Annotated in this window: 20 protein-coding genes; 4 read left to right on the forward strand and 16 right to left on the reverse strand. The window is 54.2% G+C overall.

The window, feature by feature from the left end:
• Positions 1-33 precede the first annotated feature (33 nt).
• The 6 genes from fabD to C812_RS09715 all read right to left on the reverse strand — a co-directional run bounded on the left by fabD (position 34) and on the right by C812_RS09715 (position 4,623).
• A complete protein-coding gene (gene fabD / locus C812_RS09695; RefSeq protein ID WP_016312476.1) occupies positions 34-972 on the reverse strand; it encodes an ACP S-malonyltransferase in 939 nt (312 codons plus the stop codon).
• Positions 973-1,045: 73 nt separating this feature from the next.
• Positions 1,046-2,035, reverse strand: coding sequence for a beta-ketoacyl-ACP synthase III (locus C812_RS09700; protein WP_016312477.1), 990 nt, complete (start codon positions 2,033-2,035; stop codon positions 1,046-1,048).
• 9 nt (positions 2,036-2,044) lie between these two features.
• Positions 2,045-3,031, reverse strand: coding sequence for a phosphate acyltransferase PlsX (plsX, locus tag C812_RS09705; RefSeq protein ID WP_016312478.1), 987 nt, complete (start codon positions 3,029-3,031; stop codon positions 2,045-2,047).
• Positions 3,015-3,611, reverse strand: a complete 597-nt coding sequence (gene fapR / locus C812_RS09710; RefSeq protein WP_028537792.1) for a transcription factor FapR — start codon at positions 3,609-3,611, stop codon at positions 3,015-3,017. The genes plsX and fapR overlap by 17 nt, the downstream gene beginning before the upstream one ends.
• A gap of 257 nt (positions 3,612-3,868) precedes the next feature.
• Positions 3,869-4,042: a 50S ribosomal protein L32 gene (rpmF, locus tag C812_RS21845; RefSeq protein ID WP_009222962.1), complete on the reverse strand. Its 174-nt coding sequence runs from the start codon at positions 4,040-4,042 to the stop codon at positions 3,869-3,871.
• A gap of 59 nt (positions 4,043-4,101) precedes the next feature.
• A complete protein-coding gene (locus C812_RS09715; protein ID WP_016312480.1) occupies positions 4,102-4,623 on the reverse strand; it encodes a YceD family protein in 522 nt (173 codons plus the stop codon).
• A 194-nt stretch (positions 4,624-4,817) separates the two neighbouring features.
• Here C812_RS09715 and C812_RS09720 point away from each other — a divergent pair, with 194 nt between their 5' ends.
• Entirely contained in the window at positions 4,818-6,059 is a 1,242-nt protein-coding gene (locus tag C812_RS09720) for a nucleotidyltransferase (protein WP_016312481.1), read from the forward strand.
• Between the two features lie 56 nt (positions 6,060-6,115).
• Here the strand turns inward: C812_RS09720 and C812_RS09725 are convergent, their stop codons facing one another.
• Positions 6,116-7,144, reverse strand: coding sequence for a SepM family pheromone-processing serine protease (locus C812_RS09725; protein ID WP_016312482.1), 1,029 nt, complete (start codon positions 7,142-7,144; stop codon positions 6,116-6,118).
• A gap of 178 nt (positions 7,145-7,322) precedes the next feature.
• Here C812_RS09725 and C812_RS09730 point away from each other — a divergent pair, with 178 nt between their 5' ends.
• Positions 7,323-8,543 carry a nucleoside recognition domain-containing protein gene (locus C812_RS09730; RefSeq protein WP_016312483.1) on the forward strand — a complete coding sequence of 407 codons (1,221 nt, stop codon included), beginning with the start codon at positions 7,323-7,325 and terminating at the stop codon, positions 8,541-8,543.
• Between the two features lie 15 nt (positions 8,544-8,558).
• Here C812_RS09730 and coaD read toward each other — a convergent pair whose 3' ends face one another.
• The 4 genes from coaD to C812_RS09755 all read right to left on the reverse strand — a co-directional run bounded on the left by coaD (position 8,559) and on the right by C812_RS09755 (position 11,266).
• Positions 8,559-9,071, reverse strand: a complete 513-nt coding sequence (coaD, locus tag C812_RS09735) for a pantetheine-phosphate adenylyltransferase (RefSeq protein ID WP_009222956.1) — start codon at positions 9,069-9,071, stop codon at positions 8,559-8,561.
• Positions 9,064-9,666 carry a 16S rRNA (guanine(966)-N(2))-methyltransferase RsmD gene (gene rsmD / locus C812_RS09740; RefSeq protein WP_009222955.1) on the reverse strand — a complete coding sequence of 201 codons (603 nt, stop codon included), beginning with the start codon at positions 9,664-9,666 and terminating at the stop codon, positions 9,064-9,066. Before rsmD ends, coaD begins: the two co-directional genes overlap by 8 nt.
• A 301-nt stretch (positions 9,667-9,967) precedes the next feature.
• The gene (locus tag C812_RS09750) at positions 9,968-10,423 is read right to left on the reverse strand and encodes a hypothetical protein (RefSeq protein ID WP_016312484.1); all 456 of its coding nucleotides are present in this window, start codon (positions 10,421-10,423) and stop codon (positions 9,968-9,970) included.
• Between the two features lie 129 nt (positions 10,424-10,552).
• Positions 10,553-11,266, reverse strand: a complete 714-nt coding sequence (locus tag C812_RS09755) for a glycoside hydrolase family 73 protein (RefSeq protein ID WP_036625030.1) — start codon at positions 11,264-11,266, stop codon at positions 10,553-10,555.
• 160 nt (positions 11,267-11,426) lie between these two features.
• Here C812_RS09755 and C812_RS22830 point away from each other — a divergent pair, with 160 nt between their 5' ends.
• Both C812_RS22830 and C812_RS09765 read left to right on the forward strand, forming a co-directional pair.
• Positions 11,427-11,984, forward strand: coding sequence for a hypothetical protein (locus C812_RS22830; RefSeq protein WP_016312486.1), 558 nt, complete (start codon positions 11,427-11,429; stop codon positions 11,982-11,984).
• Positions 11,985-12,213: 229 nt separating this feature from the next.
• Positions 12,214-12,891, forward strand: a complete 678-nt coding sequence (locus tag C812_RS09765) for a tetratricopeptide repeat protein (protein ID WP_016312487.1) — start codon at positions 12,214-12,216, stop codon at positions 12,889-12,891.
• Positions 12,892-12,970: 79 nt separating this feature from the next.
• Here C812_RS09765 and C812_RS09770 read toward each other — a convergent pair whose 3' ends face one another.
• The 5 genes from C812_RS09770 to bcbE all read right to left on the reverse strand — a co-directional run bounded on the left by C812_RS09770 (position 12,971) and on the right by bcbE (position 19,278).
• A complete protein-coding gene (locus C812_RS09770; RefSeq protein WP_016312488.1) occupies positions 12,971-16,132 on the reverse strand; it encodes an MMPL family transporter in 3,162 nt (1,053 codons plus the stop codon).
• The gene (locus C812_RS09775) at positions 16,129-16,578 is read right to left on the reverse strand and encodes a MarR family winged helix-turn-helix transcriptional regulator (protein WP_016312489.1); all 450 of its coding nucleotides are present in this window, start codon (positions 16,576-16,578) and stop codon (positions 16,129-16,131) included. The genes C812_RS09770 and C812_RS09775 overlap by 4 nt, the downstream gene beginning before the upstream one ends.
• Positions 16,579-16,746: 168 nt before the next feature.
• Complete coding sequence (locus C812_RS09780) at positions 16,747-17,187, reverse strand: GNAT family N-acetyltransferase (RefSeq protein WP_016312490.1); 441 nt, start codon at positions 17,185-17,187, stop codon at positions 16,747-16,749.
• Positions 17,172-17,858: a ribose-5-phosphate isomerase RpiA gene (gene rpiA, locus C812_RS09785; protein ID WP_016312491.1), complete on the reverse strand. Its 687-nt coding sequence runs from the start codon at positions 17,856-17,858 to the stop codon at positions 17,172-17,174. Before rpiA ends, C812_RS09780 begins: the two co-directional genes overlap by 16 nt.
• A 154-nt stretch (positions 17,859-18,012) precedes the next feature.
• A complete protein-coding gene (gene bcbE, locus C812_RS09790) occupies positions 18,013-19,278 on the reverse strand; it encodes a bacillibactin exporter BcbE (protein ID WP_016312492.1) in 1,266 nt (421 codons plus the stop codon).
• Positions 19,279-19,342 lie beyond the last annotated feature (64 nt).

A 19,342-nucleotide genomic window follows, 5' to 3' on the forward strand; every position in this document is an offset into this window, starting at 1 on the left:
GAGGTAAAACCGAAGGTTAAATCGAGCTATTACCTATTCAGCGAAAGCTGCAGCCGTCTGTTCCAGGCTGTCCAATCCGCTGACGTTAAACAGACGTGCCGATTTATCGATTTTCTTGATTAAACCGGTTAAGACACTGCCAGGGCCGATTTCTACGAAGGTATCCACGCCTTGGGACAGGAGCCAGCTCACGCTGTCCTCCCAAAGCACTGGGGAATACACTTGACGAACCAGCAATTCGGCAATCTCTACGCCGTTTTGAACGGGGCGAGCTGTCACGTTCGCGACCACCGGCACCTTGGCATCTTGAAACGAAGCCGCAGCCAGTCGTTCGCCGAGCCGTTCCGCAGCCGTCTTCATCAAAGAAGAGTGGAACGGACCGCTGACTTCCAGCGGGATCGCCCGTTTGGCTCCGATTTCCTTCACCCGTTCAATAACAAGGTCGACCCCTTCTCGGCTTCCCGAGACCACAATCTGCCCAGGGCAGTTCACATTCGCCAGCTCAACCAGCGCACCGCCAGCAGTAATGTCGGCGCACAGCTTAGCAAGTGCGTCACGCTCGCCGCCAAGGACGGCTGCCATCGCGCCTTGCCCGCCCGGCACCGCTTGCTCCATAAATTCGCCGCGCGCCCGAACAAGCTTCACGGCATCTTCAAAGTGAAGAACACCGGCTGCGGTCAGCGCGCTGTATTCGCCCAGACTGTGACCGGCAACATAATCCGGTTGAACGCCTTTGGCGGCAAATGCCTCATATAGCGCCACGCTAGTCGTCAAGAGCGCCGGCTGTGTATTGGCCGTCTGCTTCAGCTCCGTGTCCGGTCCGCCGAAGATCAGATCGGTGAGCTTGAAGCCCAGCTGCTCATCTGCAGTTTCGAACCGCGCCCGTGCTTCCGGCAGCGCGTCATATATATCCTTGCCCATTCCAACGCTTTGGGAACCCTGTCCCGGAAAAACAAAAGCGATTTTGCCCATCCTGTGCACTCCCTATCGTAAAAGTCCGGTGAATGAACATCCATCCTTGCGTATCCGCTGGCGATCGCCTAGATCACCACACGAGCACGGATGCTCCCCAGGTTAGTCCGCCTCCGAAGCCAACGAGCAGGATGGTGTCGCCTTCCTTCATGCGTCCATCCTCTGCTGCTTCAACCAGCGCCAGCGGAATCGAAGCCGCCGAAGTGTTGGCGTATTTATCCACATTGATCACGCACTTCTCTTCCGGCAAATTCAGACGCTCTCTCGCCGATTGGATGATTCGGATATTCGCCTGGTGAGGGACGAAGAGATCGATGTCCTCTTTGGTCTTCCCTGCTTTGCGAAGCACTTCTTCGGTTGCCGTTCCCATCACGCGTACGGCAAACTTGAACACCTCGCGGCCATTCATATAAATGTAATGCTTGCGATCCGCCACGGTCGCCTCCGAAGCAGGAAGGCGAGAACCGCCCGCTTCGAGCTTCAGCAACTCGCCGCCGGCCCCTTCCGCGCCGAGATCAAAGGACAAGAATCCGCGGCCTTCCGGCACCTCGCCGAGCACGACAGCCCCGGCCCCATCCCCAAACAGAACACAAGTGTTCCGGTCCGTATAGTCCGTGATGCGGGACAAGGTATCCACACCGATCACCAGTGCATTCCGGTACATTCCAGTCTGAATAAATCCGTTCGCCGTGGCCATTCCGTAAACAAACCCTGAACAAGCGGCGGATAAATCAAAGGCAGCCGCTTTCTTCGCACCGAGCTTGTCCTGCAAAATGCAAGCGGTCGAAGGAAACGCCATGTCCGGGGTGATCGTTGCCACAATGATCAAATCCAGCTCTTCCGCTTTCAAACCCGCGGAATCCAACGCCCGAACGGCCGCTTCATAAGCCAAGTCGGAGGACGCTTGGTCCGGTGCGGCGATATGCCGTTCTTTAATTCCTGTACGCGAAACGATCCATTCGTCATTCGTATCTACGATTTTCTCCAAATCGGCATTCGTCAGCACCTTTTCCGGAACGTACTTCCCGGTCCCGATAATTCCAACCGAACGTAATTTTGTCACGATCCTCATTCACTCCCCGCTGATTTCACGTGCTATACTTTCCGTCAATTTGCTTTGCAACGCCGTACGCGCTTGGCGTACAGCATTCTTAATGGCACCTCCGTCAGAGGATCCATGCCCCTTCACGACCAAACCACTTAAACCAAGAAGCGGCGCTCCGCCATGCTCCTTGTAGTCCATCGTCTTCTTCAATCCGCGCAGGGACGGCATTAATACGGCTGCAGCCAGCTTGTTCTTTAACGATTTTGAAAATTCCTTCTTCAGAATCGAGAACATCGTGCCCGCCGTACCTTCCAGCGATTTCAGCAAAATATTTCCCGCAAAGCCGTCACACACCAGTACATCGCAAGCACCGGTCAAAATATCCCTAGCTTCCACGTTCCCAACAAAGTTAATCGGCATCGTCTCTAACAGCGGGAAAGCCGATTTGGTAAGCTCATTGCCCTTCTTCGCTTCGGTGCCGACATTCAGCAGACCCACCCGCGGCTTGCTAATGCCGTGCACCTTCTCGCGATAGATGCTTCCCATCAGGGCGTACTGGGCTAGATGCTCCGGCTTGGCATCCATATTGGCACCAAGATCAAGCGCTAACACGCCGCGCTCATCCACCGTCGGGATCATCGGCGCAAGCGCGGGCCGCTCAATCCCTTCCATCCGCCCGACCACCAGCAGTCCCGTAGTCATCAATGCACCGGTGTTGCCGGCGGAGATCATCGCCTCCGCTTCCCCTTCGCGGACAAGCCGTCCGGCGACAACCATCGAAGAGTCCTTTTTGCGGCGAACCGCCTTAACCGGCTCGTCCTCCGCTTCGATCACTTCGGACGCGTGATAAATTCGTAAATTTGCCGGCGCTCCTTGCAGCATCGGCTTCAGCACTTGCTCATTACCAACCAGAATGATTTCGGTATCGCTCCATTCCTTGGCTGCGGCCAGTGCACCTTCGACCGTGCTCTGCGGCGCGTGATCTCCGCCCATCGCATCAATGGCGATTCTCATGCTGACTTCCTCCTTCTGAAGTGTCCTCTCCGGTGGACCGGTAGATGACGAAATTCCCTTGGAATACCATTTCTTCGCCTACGTAAGTAAAGACCTCAACCTTCGCTTTGCCTTTTTGGCCGGAATTGGGTCTGACATAAGCTTTCGCAATGCATTTCTCACCGAGATGCACCGAACGGATAAACCGGATGTCTGCAGAGAATGTCAAAGCGATTTCGTCGTTGATCACAGCCACCGCCAAGGAGTTCGCCTGGGCAAACACATGATGTCCACGGGCGATCCCCGTCCGGGAGAACACATGCTCCTCACGGATTTCAAAGATGGAGATCCCACTCTTGTCCAGCTGCAGATCGACGATCTCCCCGATGACCTCATGCAGCGGCAAGGAACGAACCTGGTCATACGACCGTTCCGCCATCAGCTTCATCCGCTCCCGGAGCTCCGGGATGCCCAGCTCCATGCGGTCAAGACGGATTGTCTGAATGCTGACTTTCAGCTGACGGGTCAGCTCTTGGTCCGTAATAAACGGGTTAGCTTCTATCATTTGGACGAGCTGTTGCTGCCTCGCCCGCTTCGGCAAACGTTCGATGGGTATCCCCCCCTCTTCAGCAAGCAATGATGGTCTATCTATAATATCAACGTTCCCTTATATGTAATAGTTGGCGAAGCTATTCTTTAGAACCTGGTACTAAAATGTAGTATAAAGCATCCCGTCCCAAAAGAAAAGCGAAATTGCCATAAACCTGACGGGAGGCGGCACGGGAGGCGGCAACAACAAAGACAAAAAAAATAGCACCTCATCGAAATGAAGTACTACTTTGAGTTGTTGCTTAAAGCTTATTGGCCAATAATTTCTCTAGATTTGTAAGTTCCGCAAACTTTGCAAACGTGGTGAGCAAGCTTCAATTCTCCGCATTGTTCACATTTTACCATGCCCGGCACAGCCAATTTGAAATGCGTGCGGCGTTTGTCGCGGCGCGTTTTGGACGTTCTCCGTTGAGGTACTGCCATGGTTCCCACCTCCTTATTCAAGTCAACCCTAACCGGGGCTTTATTTCTTGTTTACTTGCTTATTTTTTGAAAAAATCGCCGAGCGCTGCGAGTCGCGGATCGATCTTGTCCGTATTGCAGCCGCAATCCCGCTCGTTCCGATCCGTTCCGCAAACCGGGCATAGCCCTTTGCAGGATTCCTCGCACAGAGCGGCATACGGAAGATGAAGCAACAGCGTCTCTTCCACGTACGGCACGAGATCGACTTTGTCGTCGGCGACATAATGCAAGTCATCGTCTTCTTCCTGCGCCTGTACGTCTGTCTCGGGATCGTCGCCTTGTTTGAAGCTCTCTGAAAACTCCGCTTGCACGACCTGCTTCAAGGGCTTCAGACACCGGGAACAGGTCATATCGAGCTCTGCGGTCAGCTGACCCTTGACATCGACTACGTCTCCGCCGGCAGCTTCCGCCTGCAAATCGACCTGAAGCGGACTGATCGCGGTAATGTCCCTGCGACCTTTAACGACATGGCTTACGTCCAAGGCTTGATGAATCTTCACCGGAGCTCCGGACGAGTTCACCTGACGTAAATGAATAATCATCAGCATCACTCCAAACAAACAAAAGTTATTATACCGATTTTAAGTAAGTTTTGTCAACAATAAAGCGATGATCCCGAAGAAAAGCCATCGTCCGCTTCATCCTTGCCGTATCGCGCCGGTTTCATGGTATATTGTGGTATATTCATAAATGAAAATTTGAAACTATCACCCCGGAGAATAAGGAGTCGAGTCCTTTGAAGATTGTAGGGATCATCGTTGAATATAATCCGCTCCATAACGGTCACGCTTACCATTTCGCCGAGGCGAAACGGTTGACGCAGGCGGACGCGGTCATCGCCGTGATGAGCGGCGATTTCCTGCAGCGCGGCGAGCCGGCACTTGTCGACAAATGGGCTCGGGCCGAGATGGCCCTCCGCCTCGGCGTCGACGTCGTACTGGAGCTGCCGGTCGCCTACGCGGCCCAGCCGGCGGAGTGGTTCGCCTACGGAGCCGTGGCCTTGCTCGATGCGACGGGAATCACGTCGCATCTGTGCTTCGGCAGCGAAGCCGGCGCGCTGACGGCGCTGCTGCCGCTGGCCGAGCGGCTGGCCGCCGAACCGCAAGCGCTGCGGGCGGCCCTCGCGGAGGAGCTCGCCACCGGGGCGAGCTACCCCGCGGCCTATGCGGCCGCAGCCGCGCGTACGCTCGGCGGCAGCGCCCTTGATGCCGCCGCAGCGCGAGCGCTCTTGGAGCAGCCCAACAACAGTTTGGGGCTGCACTACCTGATCGCGCTGCGGCGGCTGGGCAGCGGCATCGCGCCGGCCACCGTCCGGCGCCGGGCCGCGGGATACGGCGATGTCGCGCCGACGGACGCGAGCATCGCCAGCGCCACCGCCGTGCGGCGGCTGATCGCCGGCGGCGGCCTCGCCGCGGCCGCGCCGTATCTCCCGCCGTCCACGGTGGACATCCTCGCCCGCGAGTTCGCGGCGGGACGCGGGCCCGTGACGTGGGAGAGCTTGGCCGCGCCGCTCTTCCATCAGCTGCTCCTGGCGTCACCGGAGCAGCTGGCCGCCCTTCACGAGGTGACCGAAGGGCTGGAATACCGGATCAAAAAGACGCTGCCCCGCTTGGCAGAGCCCACCGTCGCCGAGCTGCTCGCGCAGCTCAAGACGAAACGCTACACGCATACGAAACTGCAGCGCACGCTGCTGCATATTCTCTTGCAGCATCCCCGCGAGTTGCTGGCGCCAGAGGCGCTCGCTCAAGGCCCGGGGTATCTGCGCGTGCTTGGCTTTAGCGCGGCCGGGCAGCAGCTGCTAAAGCGGATGAAACAAACGGCCCGGCTGCCGATCATCACCCGGGCTGCTGAATTGGAGCACCCGCAGCTGAATCTCGACATTCGGGCCGCTGCCGTATATGCGAATGCTATGCCAAAGCGCAGCGCGGAGGAGCTGCTGCGCGAGTACCGTCAAGCCCCTATTCGCCTGACGGATTAATCGCGCCGTTACGCTCCAAGCCTCACGCCGCCAAACCTGGAATCGCTTGCCCTGGATTATGGCGCCTTCGGCTCCAACGAAGCCAAATAATCCAAGGCATCGTCCAGCGTCTTCACCGGAACGAGCTTCATCTTCGAACCGATTTCCTCTGCTTTGGCCTTCGCAACCTTATAATTTGCCTCTGGAACAAAAAATATTTCCGCCTTCTCCCGATCCGACGCCACAATCTTAAACTGGACGCCGCCGATCGCTCCTACGGTGCCGTCCTCGGCGATCGTGCCGGTGCCAGCCACCCGGTAGCCTTTGCTTAAGTCCCCTGGTGTCAGCTGATTATAAATCTCAAGCGCAAACATTAAGCCGGCCGACGGACCGCCAATCCGCGTGTCGGCAAACTTCACTTCCTTAGCCTGATCCGCGGCCTGTATCTTCCGCAGTTCGCCTACCGATACACCTAATCCAGCCTTGCGCGCGCCGTCAGCCGCCTTAATCTCTACCAGCTCCACCTGCTGGTCGACCGATTTGCCTCCCCGTTCCAGACGGACATCAACCACATCCCCCGGTTGATTGTCCTGCAGCAAGGCGCCAAGGTCTTCAAACCGATTGACCGGCTGTCCCTTCACCGCTCGAATTATATCCCCGGAGTGAAAATCTCCCTTGGGCGGGCTATCCTTAGACAAGCCGATGATAAATACGTACTCCGGGACGATACCGTACTTGACGCCGGCTTTATTATAGGCCGCCATAATCGCATTGGATTGGGAGCTGTTCATATAGTATCGCTGTTGCGTTTCGTATTCCTCGTCATTGCGATCAGGTTCCTTCTTCACGATCTCGGCATGCTTGTTGAAGCGAGCCGTCGCCAGCATCCATACGTTGGCGTAACTGACGGAAACCGTTGTGAGCATAAAAGTGCCCTTCTCCTCAGGATCTCCCGACGGGATGGAAACCATCGGTTTGATTTCCTCTGCCGTCCCCGGCTGATTGATCATATACGGGGTAGACATATAGACGACAACATAGACGATCACCGCAAGGATCAGCACATACAGTCCCGATTTTAACGCTTTGGTTCTGGATGGTCGCATCCCGTTTCTCCTCCCTTCCTGTGTGGCGGCGCTTTCGCATCTTCTCAGCCGCCGCTCCTCTGCCTGCACCTGCCATGCGAAACCGGTAGTCTGTCCTTCGCCGCTGATGCATAGCATGTACTATGCGTATATTCGCTATCGATCTTTATCTAAAGACAAAGAAGGTGGATCTATACATATGAATTTCCGACGTTTGGCTGCCAGCCCGCTCTCCACATGGTTAACCGGATTTTTGGCCGTTTTGCTCGTGATCTGCGTCGTTTACGCCCCCGGCGAAGCGTTCAAAGCTTCGGGGGAAGGCTTGACCATATGGTGGCGCATCGTATTCCCAGCCTTGCTGCCATTTATCGTTCTGTCGCAAATGCTGATCGCCTCAGGATTCGCCCATGGTCTGGGCGCGTTGCTCGAGCCTTTCACCCGCCGCGCCCTGGGTCTTCCCGGCTCCTTCGGCTGGGTGCTGCCGCTGGGGATGACGGCCGGCTTCCCTGCTGCAGCCGAAGCTGCGGTAACCCTGCATAAGCAGGGCAAGATCACCGCTCGTGAAGCCGAACGTCTCGCCGCGGCAGCTCACTTCTGCAGCCCGATGCTGCTCGTCGTTGTGATTGGCGCAGGCTTCTTAAGCCGCCCTGAGGTCGGCTTGCTCTTGCTCGCCGTGCACTGGATTGCCGGCCTCGCCGCCGGCGTTACGCTGCAGTTGGTGTTCCCAGACCGCTCGAAATCAGCGGTGTCTCCGCCGGTAAAGCCTGCAGCCAGGCCGCGTGAATCCATCCTGCGCCTGGCCATGCGCCGGATGGAGGAGGCCCGCCGCGAAGACGGCCGCAGCTTTGGCAAGCTGCTGGGCGACGCGGTCGCCTCGGGCGTTCAAACGCTGATGATTATCGGCGGATATATGCTTATTTTCGCAGTCGTGATTCACGTTATTCTGCTCGCGTTCCCTAATCAAACAATGGCCGTTGCAGTGAAAAGCGCTCTCGAGGTCCATTTAGGCTCCTATGCCCTGTCCGGGCTGGCCCCTTCCCTTCCTCCGGCCCTCAGCGCCTCGTTACTGGGTGCGGTGCTAGGGTGGAGCGGCCTATGCGCTTACCTGCAAGTGCGAGCTATCCTCGGGCCCGCAGGCATCGGAGAACGGTCGTTCCTGCTCAGCCGTCTGCTCCATGCAGCTTATGCTTATGTCCTGACCCTGCTGCTGTGGAAGCCGGTCACCCGCTGGCTGCCAAGCGTTCTCCCCGCATTTGGCGGCAGCGAAGCCTCCCCAATAGGAAGCGACACCCCGGCCGTCAAGCTGCCCAGCTGGCAGCAAGCGTTCGGGGTGATGGAATGGCAGCTGTGGATGCTGACATTGCTGACGGTTGGCTTCTTGTCCATCGCGCTCCTGTGGCGGCGACAAGAGAAACCTTAAAGCTCTGAGCCTTGCTTAGCTCGGCCCCAGCTTATCCTTGAACTTCTCACGCAACGCCATCTCAACCTCCGGCGGAACGAGATCGCTGACATCGCCGTGGAAGCTGGCTATCTCCTTGACGACGCTGGAGCTCAAATACGAATATTTGGGATGCGTCATCATAAAGATCGTCTCCACCTCACTGTTCAGCTTATGATTCGTAGAAGCCAGCTGCAGCTCATATTCAAAGTCGGTGACGGAGCGAATGCCCCGGACGATCACATGGGCTTGTTTGTAGTCCATGTAATTGACCAGCAGATCCCGGAAGCTGTCAATTTCGACATTAGGAAGATGCCCGGTCACCTCTCTGAGCAAGGCCTTGCGCTCATCGACCGTAAATAACGGCTTCTTGCTCAAATTGTTCAGCACGGCCACGATCAGCTTGTCAAACTGGCGCGAGGCCCGCTGGATGATGTCCATATGCCCTTTCGTTACAGGATCAAAGCTGCCCGGATATACCGCCACTCGCGGTTGCCGCTGTTCACTCATGTTGTTTTTCCTCCTGATCGTCGGTTTGAACCGTGTTCAACTCGGTATCGTAAGTATAAATGGATACGGAAGTCTCCCCGTATTCCGCTTTACGTATTTGCACAAAAGGCCCAAACCGCTCAGGATAAACATACGAGGCTTCGTATTCGAGCACGATCGTTGCCTCCGGCTTGAGCAGCTGCAGCTCGTCCATCTGGGTCATCAGCGCATCCCCGTGTTTCAGGCGGTACGGCGGATCCAAGAACACCAGATCAAATGACGCCTCCCGTTTCGCCAGAGCTTTCAGCGCACGTTCAGCGTCGTTTTTGTAGACTTCAGCCATGGTCTCGAATCCGGTCGCCTTCAAATTCTGACGGATCGTCTCAATGCTCTTAAAATCTTTATCGATAAACACCGCCTTGTCCATGCCGCGGCTTAACGCCTCAATCCCGAGACCGCCGGTTCCGGCAAACAAGTCCAGCGCGGAGCCGCCGTCGAAATACGGACCGATCATGCTGAATATCGCTTCTTTGACTTTGTCTGTGGTTGGCCTGGTCCCCATGCCGGGTACGGCTTTGAGCGACCTGCCCCGGGCTCGGCCCGAAATAACTCTCATCGATTTGTTCACTCACCTTTTATGCCTGGAAAATTCCTGTCGATATCGTACCATAATCCGCCTTGGAATGAAAAATGAAAAAATCATCGAACTTTTTTGCGAATGGAGGTATAAAACCCCTCTGCCCGGACACACTTAGAGTATCGACATCACCAAATGTCGTAGACAACCGCGGAGAAGACTTACGTTTCCCCATAAGCTCTTCGTCCGGTTTCTCCTCTCCCATGATGGGCATCCCGCAAGGGATGCCCGGACAAAAGCCCTTGTAGCAAGGAATTCTACGAGGGCTTTTGTCCTTTTTTTATTTCAGCTTTAGCTTCGCGAAGTAACAATCTACTAACTCCTGTCGTAAGTTGCTCGCCTCTTCACCGGATGAAGCCGGGCTAATTAACCAAATCTCCGCATCGGGGAACTTCGGGTGGGTCAACTCAGGAGGGAGCTCTGACTGAGGAATGGACCACGCGATGCGTACCATCTCTGCATCGAAATAGCTTGCCCCAAGCCGAATCAAGTTAGCGCCTTCATAACGATGTCCGGACCCGTTGACGAGGAAGCAATTGTCATACACCTGTCCGTTAATCTTTACTGCACCCTTAAATTGGGCGTTTCGTTTGTCATAATACCCGTCTAACGAAAGATGGACCGGCGGTGCAAAAGTCGGGTCCTCCTCCATCCAGGCCGCACCGTCAAAGGTTTTCGTCACCTTCACTGGAGATACGTTCTCGATATACCACCATGTATACATTGCCAGCAACAAAACCAATCCGGCAACCGCGGATATCCATAATCGCTTGCGAATCGTTACTCCCTCCCTCGCGGCAGTTCCTTAATCTTCCAACCCATCGTACCACCGGGGGACGCTGATGACAACCGTCTAAGTCCTGGCTTATATCCCCTTGTCAAACAAGCCCCGACGGTGCATCACGGTAATGATTCGGTAAAAATCCACGCTGCCCTGCTCCGGGTTCATCAACAGCGGATCGTCTTTGCTGTATTTCACCGCCGCCTCCACCGCTTCCTTGGCCCAGGCGGGAATCCCCGGCTTTGTCCATTTCTCCAACTCGGCGATTTTCTTCGCCTGCGCTTGGACGAGGTCTTGAAGCGCAGCAAATTGTTTTTTCTCCTCTGCAGTCATCGGTTCATCTCCCTTCGTTGCATCATATTGCGTCAAGCTGTAGGTATTCATCAACTGGATCAGCTTGTTGGCATATTGCGGATCCGTCGCGTATCCGGCCGCTGCAACGGCCCGCGCCGCTTCCGGACCTGTCTTTCCAATCGCCCCGGCATAGCGCGGCGCCGATAATAAACGGGCGTGATCTGTAATCGACTCGGCCCACGAACGGTATTTACGGAAAGCCGCGTTCACCACCACCGCTTTGCCGCTCCGATACTCGGTTGTGGGCAGAATCAAGCTGCCTGCTGGACCGGTGCCTTTTAGCCCAAACAGATTATTGCCTTGAACAGCTAAGCGACTTGTCCCCCAGTTCGATTCCAAAATCGCTTGGGCGATCGTCAATGAAGCCGGTATCCCGCTTTCCTTCGAGTTGGCAGCGGCAAGGGGGGCGATTTTCTGAATAAACCCGTTTTTGTCCAATCGCATTCACCTCCAGTATAGTTTATGAATTTGGTTGGACGAGGGTTTGGACCCTTACCTTGACGAGCTCGGAGGTCCGCTTAGTTCGATGTATAGCGGAGAGTTCGAGGGGTAACCTAACGTTGGTTTCACAACCTAACTTAACTAGAGGAGGATACTTAAGCAGATGTACAACAATGTCAGTCAACAACTTCGTGAGATCGAACAATCGATGCGCCAACTTGAACAGCAAACCCGCCAAGCTACGATGATGTACCAGCAAATGCTGCAGCAGGAACAACAAAACGCGATGCAGCTGGAAGAGTTGGCTCAACGTGAGCGTAGAGCCGTGCAAGTGATTCAATCCGCGCTCCAAGGACATCAAACAGCGATGCAACAATATCAACGCGTAGCCCAACTTGCGAATCAACTGGAAAGCAGCGTACACTCGATGTCTGGATTCAGCACGAGTTATACCCAGCCTGGCATCGGTCAAACCTCCTACAGCACGCAAGGAATCGGTCAAAGCAGCTATAGCGGTGGCAGCATCGGCTCTTCCATGAACAGTCACCAGCCAAGCTCCACGCACACCGGTTCTATAAGCTCTATCGGCTCCAGCTCCATGAGTTCTATCGGGTCCACGGGTTCCGCAGGCTCCATGAACTCCACGGGATCGCACTACTCGGGTTCCATCTCCGGCGCGGGCTCGATCGGAACCACAGGCTCGATGCGCAACTTCCAATAATAACAGGTATAAATAAACGGCCAGGGATCTTCTATCCATGGCCGTTTGTTATTCTCCGTTGGTCTAGATGTCTGACCTTTTCACTTGGCATCGTCCACAGCAAAACAGCGATTCCTCCTCAAAATAACTGTATTTTTGCAGGAATCGCGGAAACACGCCTAGACTTTCCCTCGTCCTCCTTCCCTTGTGATATAATTGGAAATTATCATGTGATTGCGGAGGACTTATCATGAGTAAGATTTTCCTGTTTTTTCTCTTATCTTGGCTGTTAGGCAATCCTTTCCTCGCCATCATCATCTTGTTGCTCATTCTTTACTTCATTGATCGCCGATATGTAGGGTTGTTTCCGAGCCTGAGCAGGCCCTTCAAACGCAGCCGCAATATAGGTCGTCTCCGGCAGCAGTTGGCCGCAAGCCCCTTCGACGTCTCTGCCAAACGCGAGCTTGCCCGCTTACTGCTGGAACGCAAGAAATATGCCGAAGCTCATCGCTTGCTCGAAGAGGCGAAGGACTTCTCTGAGTCATCTGCCGAGTTTTGGGATGACCTTGGGGCAGCCTGCTTAGGACTGGGACGGATCGAGGAAGGGGAAGCGCATATTTTGCACGCCCTAAGCCTGAACGAACGGGTGAAATACGGTCAACCTTACCTGCGCCTCGCCTCCGCCTTCCGTGAGCGAGATCCGCAGAAAGCGCTGCAATACGCCGCTCGGTTTGGCGAAATCCAATCCTCCTCCAGTGAAGCGTATTATTTGCTTGGCTGCTTGTATCAGTCGCTGGGCAGCAAGGAAGAGGCAAAACGCGCTTACAAGGAGTCGATTGAGGTGTACCGTTCTCTACCGAAATATAAGAAGCGTCAAGAGCGCGGATGGGCGCTGCGCAGCTTCCTCAAACGCAGCACGCTTGGTTAAGGTCAAGGTATCCACAACAAAACGCCGGCTTCCCTCCAAATTGGAGAAGAAGCCGGCGTTGCTTTTGTACACCTGCGGTTTACAAATTTACACTGTTCTCTTGCTGCGTCCCTTCGCCGAAGCGGCGGTGAAACGGCCACCAGTTCGCTTGCCCAAAAAGCTTCACCATCACCGGGATGAGGAACGGCAAAACGACTACGGAGTACAGCACCAGGCCGGTTAACACCAGCGTGGCGATTTGCAGCATGGACAGCACGCCGGACGGATACATCGAGGCCATCGTCCCGCCAAGAATGATCGCTGCGGACAAAATCACCGTCCCCATATTGCGCATCGAATGCAAGATCGCGTCGCTGACGTTCCACTCTTTGTTCTCGTTAAAGCGGTCCATCAGGAAGATGCTGTAGTCAACGCCCAGCGCTACCAACAGAACGAAGCCGAAGAATGGCGTCGCCCAGCTGACACCGGAGTAGCCAAAGATATCGACGAAGACCCATTCCGTAAACCCAATCGAAGCGTAGAACGTCAACACCAGGGACAAAATGATGTAAACCGGCATGACCAACGAACGGAGCAGCACCACCAGGATAATGAAGATCCCAGCCAGCATTAAGAACACCGTGCGCGTATAGTCGTTCCCCGAAATCGTCTTCAGGTCGTTAAACGTACTCGATACGCCGCCGATCGCGATGTCGGCGTTTTCCAGCGACGTCCCTTTCACTGCCGTTTGCACCGCAGATTCCACGGCACCGATCTGGTCAATCGCTTCCCGTCCATAAGGATTGCTGGAGAAGACAACCTCAAGCTTCATCACTTTGCGGTCTGCGGATAGATACGTATCGAACACCTGCTGGATTTGCTCGTTCTCCAACGCTTCCTTCGGAACGTACCAGCCATCCAGACCGTTGTCCGTGCTTCCAACCTCAGTCAAGTAATCCTTGGCAGTTGTTAATCCGCCGGACACTTGTTCCAGGCCGTCAACACTTTGATTCAGCCCATCAGTTAACTGCGTGATTTGACCCGAAAACTCGCTGAATCCGGTTTGAATTTGCTGTTGCCCGGATTGAATTTGGGCCAGGCCGGATTCGACTTCGGGCAGCTGACCCACGATCTTTCCTTGGCCATTTGCAGCTTGATCCAACCCCGATTGTAATTTCGCCAGGCCTGCGATGATCTGGTTCAAACCATCGGCCAGCTGCTTCCCACCGGCTGCCGCCTGTGCGTAGCCTTGGTTCGCCTGGTTCAATCCTGACGCGACTTGCTCCAGCTGAGCCTCGATCTGCTGAAGTCCGGCCGTCAGTTGCTCCAGACCTTTGCTGGTTTCCATAACCGTCGTGCGAATCGTCAAATAATCTGGATCTGACGCCAAATCCGGATATTTGTCCTCCAGGCTAGTAAATCGCCCCGTCAAAGCGGCTAGCCCTTGCGATGCAGCGCCTAAAGGTTCGCGGATTTGCGTCAGGCCGTTGCCCAAGCCGGAAGCCCCTTGAGCCAACTGCTGATACGAGGCAAGCAATTGATTATGGGCGTTCGCCAAATCCTCAGCACTTTTTTGCGCTTGTTGTAATCCTTGCTTCAACTGGCCAGCCCCAACCGAACCTTCCCGAATCCCTTTCTCAATCGCGGCAAGACCTCCAGACAGCTGAGAGATCCCGTCCTTCAGCTTCGCGGTGCCGTCCACCAGCTGCCCGGTGCTGTCGGCTGCTTCCTTGAGTTTAGGGGCGTTTTCCGACAGGGCCTGGCTGGCTTCCGCCAATCCGTTTTGAATCTTGCCCAGCCCTTCGCCGCCTTCGCCTAATCCTTCACCAACGGTCTTCACCTGATTACTTAATGCAAAATCCTTGAGCACTTCCCCTGTTGGGCGGCTCATCCCTCGAATGCTGGCTACTCCGTCCGTCTTCTCAACCTCACGGCTGATCTTCTCAGCGAGCGCCATATATTCCGCATTATCCATGGGCTCGTCATTTTTAATTACGATGGTGGACGGCAACGACTCGCCGGGTTCAAAGCTTTCGGAGATGATGTTATACGCTTTGACCGATTCATATTCGTCACCGATTTCCTCCATGCTGTTGAAGGACACATTGCCGGTATACGAAATTACGAAAGGTACCGTTACCGCAGCAACGATCAGCAGCGCTGCCCAGGGACGCTTCAAGGAGAAGCGGCCGATGGCGCCCCAGAAGCGGTTCTCCTTATGTTCCAGTGAACCGCGGACAGGCCAGAACAACTTTGTGCCCAGCACAGCCATAAAGAACGGTACAACCGTTACCAAGGCGATCAGCATCACCGCGATGCCGACCGCTACCGCCACCGCCGAACGGTACAACATAAACTGCGATAAGCCAATTGTCGTGAAGCCGACCAGGACGGCCAGTCCGGAGAAGAGCACCGTCTTCCCTGCTTTACGGTACGTCTGGACAATCGCCTCCCATTGGTCGTCTGTATGCTGCAGTTCTTCCTTATAGCGGCTGATCAGCAGAATGCAATAGTCTGTCCCGATCCCAAACATCACCGCCACCATAAAAATCTGTGTATACGTTGAAATCGGGAAGTTCACCGTATCCACCAGAAACGCAACGATGGATTGGGACACCAGATAGCTGAGCCCAACCGTCAGCAAAGGAATAAACGGCGCCACCACCGAGCGGAAAACTACAAACAGGATCAACAGAATAAAGATGACAGTAAAATATTCCGATTTCTTCAGCCCCTGCTCCGAGCTGACGATCATATCCTCGTTAATTTGCTTTTGCCCGGTCAAATAGTGCTCAACCTTCAGCGAATCAAGGGTTTGATGGATATCTTGCTCGATGTCCTTAAGCGGACGCTGCTCATCAAGTACCGACAAAGAGGTTAATATCGTTTTGCCGTCCTTGGAGATTAATTTATCTTTCGCTTCCGGCGTGCTGTACGGATCGGTAATCGAAGCGATGCCGATCTCCTCCATCTTGTCGTGCAGCGCGGAGATGCCTTGTTCAATCTCCTTCTGATCGGCCTCATCGATGCCTTGCTCATCATGAAAGACGAGGGCGATTTGTGTCTCTGCCGCTCCTCCCTTCAGCTTAGCCGCCTCCGCCAGAATGGCAGAAGCTTCAGAGGAGGAATACCCGTCTGGAACGGTGATCTCCCCGTTCTCCCGCACTAAATCTGCCATGGAAGGCGCTGTTAGCATCAATGCCGCTGCTAAAGCGATCCACAGCAGCAATATCCACCATCTTGCCTTCAGTATGAATCTCATTTCTCTGAACTCCCTTCGCTGATCAATCTGGCTAATTTTTCGAAAGCGCTGATAACCCCTTCAACCTCTTCCGCACTAAAATGCACCAAATACTTGGAGACCGTGCTCATGATTTGTTCTTGAACGATTGCGTAATTGCGCTCTCCCTGCTCCGTCATCGTTAAATATACGACCCGACGGTCCTCTTCATCCCGAGTTCGCTGTAACACCCCTTTATCAACCATTCGCGTGGTCATCGCAGTAATGGAGCTTTTGCCGACGCCAAACGTGTCTGCCAGTTCCGTAGAGGTACACCGGCCGCGAGAGGCAATATACTTCAAGATCTGAAATTGCTCCATGGTGACATCCTCTTGAATCATGTCGCGGATTTGCCCGTTCAACCGTTTCGTGACCTCGAAATAAGCGGCCAAATAACGTTCAATTAACTGCATCGTTTCAATATTCACTGCCTTACATCCCTCCAGCTCAAACCTGTCCAATTAGTTCTATAGTCGAATAGTTCGATAATCAAACTACAAATGAAACTATAGGCGATTGCCGCCTGAAAGTCAAATTTATCCTTGCGATGAATAGCAAAAAAAGCCGCGGATTTCCCGCAGCCTTTCATCCAGACCTTACTCGTCCTCTTCGTTCTCTTCCACTTCATAGATGCAACGAAACCGTTCTTCCCCAGCAACTTCATCCCAAAACCCGGTAATTTGAAACCCAATGTTCCGGAAGAAATCTGCTCCTGCCTCATCCGTAATAGCCTCCATCCGCTCAGGAGATGCTTCCGTGAGGGCGAGCAGCACCAAGGCACGTCCATACCCTTTCATTCGCTGCTCCGGATGGACAGCCAGGTGGATAATTTCAAGCGTCTGCGAAGCATTAACCCGATAGCCGATAATTCCGGTAATCCCTGCTTCCTCTTCCTCATATCCAAACAGCTGATATGTATCCTCTTCCCGGTACAAACGAGCCGCATCCTCCAGAGCATCCGGGTCAAACATCACGGCATATTCCAGCAGCTCCCGAATGGCAGGCTCGTCCACTCTTGCTTTTATTGATTTGAACATGAAGCCTCCTTGATTTCCGTACGCCCATCCTCGTAACCAATCACAACCGTGTGTGCAATACCCACGAACAATCCATGCTCAACAACGCCCGTCATCGCCTTCAACTCGTCGCTTAACCGGGCTGGGTCGGTTATCTGTCCGAAGGCCGCATCGACAATGTAGTTGCCGTTATCCGTCACGTACAACTGATCCCCTTGCATCCGCATCTCGAACGGCACACCATAACGGCTCTTCAACTCCCGCAGCGTCCATTCGTAACAAAACGGAACCAGCTCAATTGGCAGTTTGAAACGCCCTAATGTAGAGACCATCTTCCCGTTATCGGCGATAACGATAAATCGATCGCTGTTGATCGCAACGAGCTTCTCCCGAAGCAACGCGCCCCCGCCGCCTTTGATCAACGCCATTTGCGGATCTACCTCATCGGCCCCGTCAATGGCTAGATCCAATCGGTCCACATCCTTCGCCTCAATGAGCGGGATGCGGTATTTCGCAGCCAGTTCTTCCGAAGCCTTCGATGTTGCAATGGCACGAATTTGCAACCCGTTCCCCACCATCTCGCCGATTTTCTCGATCGCATAATAAGCGGTTGATCCCGTTCCGAGACCAATGGTCATTCCGTCCTTAACCCATTCTGCAGCGCGGTAACCCGCTGCTTGTTTGGCATTCATGTCTACCCCTCCAAAGTCTTGGTGTTCGTACCTTTATCCGCTCGAACAGGCTGTTCCAGCGGCACTATCGCTCCTATCATACCAAAAAAGCCCGGACAATAGAACAGCAGCGTAACCGATTCGGTCCGCTGCTTCTAAGAAACCATCTCTCAAGCTAGCTGTGGTGTAATGCTCGTACCGTTTTCGTACGTTTTTCAGGCTCCTTCGGTTTGATCGCACCACCGGGACCGGATTCCGGCTTAACCATTATCAGCAGCAAGATGACCGCCACCAGGGACACAGCGGAAATAACAAAAAACATCGTCATATGGCCAGCCTTCATCAACAGCGACATCACCGGCGGCCCTGCCGATACGCCGATAAACCGCATGCTGCTGTAGATCGAAGTGATCGTTCCGCGCATTACCTTATCGACACCTTCGGTGATCAAGGCATCAGAGCTGGGCAGGACGATACCGATGCCGGCGCCGCAGATGATCAGACAAGCGATTACGAAATAGATGTTGTTCAGAAAGCCGATGCCAAATAAGGCTCCCGTGGATAGGATTAAGCCTGCGACACCAGACCATTTCATCAGCTTTTTATCATCGCCGATTTTCTTCCCGGTCACGTAAGAAGCCAGACATAAAGCGGCTAATGGAATCGCCAGCACCAATCCCTTCATCACGCCGTCCAGGCCGTGTTTGACTTCCAATTGCTCCGACAGATAAAACAGCACACCAAACAACAGGAACATCGAAATGCAGCCGATTGCAAAGATGGCGTAGAGCCAGCGGCCTTTTTGCTTCAGTACCTTTTTGACGGCAGAGATAAATTCACCCAGCGGCTTGGCTGCTTCACGGTCTTTGGGTTCCCGCACCAGAAACACCACCAGCAACAACGAAATCAAACATAAGACCGGAATGGAAAGTAGCGGTACATACCAGATCCAAGCGCCAAGCAGTGCACCTAAGATCGGGCTGAGCACTTTGCCAAAGGTATTGGAGGTTTCGATGATGCCTAAACTGCGGCTGACTTCCTCCTCACTTTCATACAGATCACCGACCAGCGGCAATACGATCGGAAAGGCGCCGGCTGCTCCGATGCCTTGTAAGAAACGCCCGCCTAAGATGATCCAGTATACGGTTAGCCCGTTCACAAACCAATCCGCCACGCCAGAAATAAAGCCGCCGATTCCCGCGATAATCAAGCTGGGCACAATGATCGCTTTACGGCCGAATTTATCGGAAAGATAGCCGGCAATCGGAATCAGCAAGATCGCAACCACCGCATACACGGTGATCAGCATACTGACCTGAAAGGAGTTGACATGAAGCTCACGGGCAATCTGTGGCAATATCGGAATCAGCATGGAATTTCCCAGCGTCATAATAAGCGGTATGGAGGCCAATGCAATCAAATCGCCTTTTTTGCCGAGCATCTAACCATCAGGCCACCCTTCACGAATGAAGTTTAAACAGACCCGGTTAGTGTGATACATTTAG

The sequence above is a fragment of the Paenibacillus barengoltzii G22 genome, assembly GCF_000403375.2.
In the GTDB taxonomy this organism is placed as follows: domain Bacteria; phylum Bacillota; class Bacilli; order Paenibacillales; family Paenibacillaceae; genus Fontibacillus; species Fontibacillus barengoltzii.

What these genes read in the sequence shown, in the direction of transcription:
- fabD (WP_016312476.1), bottom strand. Translation starts at nt 972, where the DNA reads ATGGGCAAAATCGCTTTTGTTTTTCCGGGACAGGGTTCCCAAAGCGTT.
- plsX (WP_016312478.1), bottom strand. Translation starts at nt 3,031, where the DNA reads ATGAGAATCGCCATTGATGCGATGGGCGGAGATCACGCGCCGCAGAGC.
- rpmF (WP_009222962.1), bottom strand. Translation starts at nt 4,042, where the DNA reads ATGGCAGTACCTCAACGGAGAACGTCCAAAACGCGCCGCGACAAACGC.
- C812_RS09715 (WP_016312480.1), bottom strand. Translation starts at nt 4,623, where the DNA reads ATGATTATTCATTTACGTCAGGTGAACTCGTCCGGAGCTCCGGTGAAG.
- C812_RS09725 (WP_016312482.1), bottom strand. Translation starts at nt 7,144, where the DNA reads ATGCGACCATCCAGAACCAAAGCGTTAAAATCGGGACTGTATGTGCTG.
- C812_RS09730 (WP_016312483.1), top strand. Translation starts at nt 7,323, where the DNA reads ATGAATTTCCGACGTTTGGCTGCCAGCCCGCTCTCCACATGGTTAACC.
- coaD (WP_009222956.1), bottom strand. Translation starts at nt 9,071, where the DNA reads ATGAGTGAACAGCGGCAACCGCGAGTGGCGGTATATCCGGGCAGCTTT.
- rsmD (WP_009222955.1), bottom strand. Translation starts at nt 9,666, where the DNA reads ATGAGAGTTATTTCGGGCCGAGCCCGGGGCAGGTCGCTCAAAGCCGTA.
- C812_RS09755 (WP_036625030.1), bottom strand. Translation starts at nt 11,266, where the DNA reads ATGCGATTGGACAAAAACGGGTTTATTCAGAAAATCGCCCCCCTTGCC.
- C812_RS22830 (WP_016312486.1), top strand. Translation starts at nt 11,427, where the DNA reads ATGTACAACAATGTCAGTCAACAACTTCGTGAGATCGAACAATCGATG.
- C812_RS09765 (WP_016312487.1), top strand. Translation starts at nt 12,214, where the DNA reads ATGAGTAAGATTTTCCTGTTTTTTCTCTTATCTTGGCTGTTAGGCAAT.
- C812_RS09770 (WP_016312488.1), bottom strand. Translation starts at nt 16,132, where the DNA reads ATGAGATTCATACTGAAGGCAAGATGGTGGATATTGCTGCTGTGGATC.
- C812_RS09780 (WP_016312490.1), bottom strand. Translation starts at nt 17,187, where the DNA reads ATGTTCAAATCAATAAAAGCAAGAGTGGACGAGCCTGCCATTCGGGAG.
- rpiA (WP_016312491.1), bottom strand. Translation starts at nt 17,858, where the DNA reads ATGAATGCCAAACAAGCAGCGGGTTACCGCGCTGCAGAATGGGTTAAG.
- bcbE (WP_016312492.1), bottom strand. Translation starts at nt 19,278, where the DNA reads ATGCTCGGCAAAAAAGGCGATTTGATTGCATTGGCCTCCATACCGCTT.